The organism is Rhizobacter sp. P1_G5 (assembly GCF_056405435.1).
In genome coordinates, this window is record NZ_JBFUCB010001172.1 from 1 (window position 1) to 649 (window position 649).

At 73.3% G+C, this 649-nt stretch carries 2 pseudogenes; both read right to left on the reverse strand.

What is annotated here, in order from left to right:
• A pseudogene (locus tag AC1D12_RS34800) lies at positions 1 to 251 on the reverse strand (monofunctional biosynthetic peptidoglycan transglycosylase); the annotation flags it as partial.
• A pseudogene (aroE, locus tag AC1D12_RS34805) lies at positions 248 to 649 on the reverse strand (shikimate dehydrogenase); the annotation flags it as partial. The pseudogenes aroE and AC1D12_RS34800, both read right to left, overlap by 4 nt.

Consider the following 649-nt stretch of genomic DNA (forward strand, 5'->3'; position numbering starts at 1 on the left):
GCATCCTCCGACGCGATCACCGCCCGCTTCAGCGTGTCGGCGATGTGGTCGTAGGGCTGCCACTCCTGGCTCCACAGGATCTGGTGCTGCTCGGTCAGCAGCCGCCAGGCCTCGGAGCGCTGGAAGGTGGTCGACTGCGGATCGACGACGGCCATCAGCGCGACGCGCGCGAGGAAGTACAGCTGCAGCGCGAGCACCGACAGCACCAGCAGCGCGATCAGCCGCGCGATCTGTCGGACCGCGTTCTTCATGTGGCGGTTGCGGACAGCCGGGCCTGCAGCTCGGCCAGCACCGGCGCGGTGTCCGGCCGCACGCCGCGCCAGACGAAGAACGCCTCGCCGGCCTGCTCGACCAGCATGCCCAGCCCGTCGCGGCCGACCGCGCCGTGCCGTGCCGCCCAGCCGATGAAGCCGGCCGCGGCCGGGCCGTACATCATGTCCAGCGCCAGCGTGCCGGCACGCAGCACGCGCGGCGACACCGGCACCTCGGCGCCTTGCAGGCTGCTCGCGCTGGCGTTGACGACAACGTCGAAGGCCTCGCCGCAGTCGGCCAGGCCGGTGGCGCGCAGCTCGACATCGGCGCCGCGCGCCGGCGCGGCATGGCGTGCCGCCAGCGCCCGTGCCTTGTCGACGCTGCGGTTGGCCAGCAC